The sequence below is a fragment of the Paragemmobacter kunshanensis genome (genome assembly GCF_011059185.1).
Taxonomy (GTDB): domain Bacteria; phylum Pseudomonadota; class Alphaproteobacteria; order Rhodobacterales; family Rhodobacteraceae; genus Paragemmobacter; species Paragemmobacter kunshanensis.
Genome location: NZ_JAALFE010000100.1, coordinates 1 through 927, shown reverse-complemented (window position 1 = coordinate 927; position 927 = coordinate 1). Strand labels below are relative to the sequence as shown.

At 68.5% G+C, this 927-nt stretch carries 1 protein-coding gene and 1 pseudogene; both read left to right on the top strand.

Annotated features, from left to right (window positions below; all coding sequences use genetic code 11):
* Window positions 1–691: pseudogene (locus G5V65_RS21960) on the top strand (phage tail protein); the annotation flags it as partial.
* Window positions 692–724: 33 nt separating this feature from the next.
* Window positions 725–927 (top strand): hypothetical protein (locus G5V65_RS21955; protein ID WP_206526940.1); only part of this gene is annotated, 203 nt, incomplete at its 3' end.

Sequence of the window (927 nt, the reverse complement as noted above, 5' to 3'; positions counted from 1 at the left end):
GGACGGGATCACGCCTAGCAGCATCACAGTTGGACGTGGATGCCTCGATACCGTCCCGCGCGCGCATCCCTCGGGCACGTCGGTCATTTTCTTCGACGAGGTGGCGCGGATCACCGAGGACAGCTGGGCGGCAGGCGAGACGCTGGCGGCCCGGCTACTGCCCGAGACCGGGCGCGGCACGCTGGCCTTCGCGCTGGCACCTGAGGATCTGGTGACGCTCGACCGTCGCGCCATCCGGCCGCTGCCGCCCGGGTGCGTGCAAGGGAATGGAAGCTACGCCCCGAACGTCGATGCGCTGGTCATCGGCCCTCTCGCCCTGACCTGGACGCACCGCGATCGGCTGACCCAGACCAGCCCCGTCATCGTCGACCACACCGGAGCCTCGATAGGGCCCGAACCGGGGGTCAGCTACATCGTCGAGGTGCGCTGGGTAGACCCGGACACCGGTGTGGCCATCCTGCCCGCGGGCGTGGTGATCGATGCAGGCACTGCTGCCAGCTGGTCCCTCGCACCTGAAGCCATTCCTGAGCTCGGCGCCCCGGATCGCACGGCCGAGATCGAACTGGCCGTCCGCTCGCGGCGTCTGGTCGAGGGAAGCTGGGTCACGGATCGCGAGGCGCGGTGGTTTCGGCTGACGGCACCGTTTGCCGCCGGATGGGACCGCGGCTGGGGGTTCCTCTGGGGCACCTGACCCCGGAATTCACAATAACTAACGAGGACGAGCATGCCGGAACGGATCATGCCGGGATTGGGGCTGCGCGCCTTCTATGATCCTGGCCAGCGCAACTGGGGCACCAGTCTTAGCGAAGACCTGCGACGTGTGTCTGCGCTGGTTCAGCCGCGCGCCACTTCACGGACTGCAGCACTTCCTGCCACCGGCACCGCGGGCCAGATCGCCATCGTGCCCGCCACGGCAGGCGCCAATGC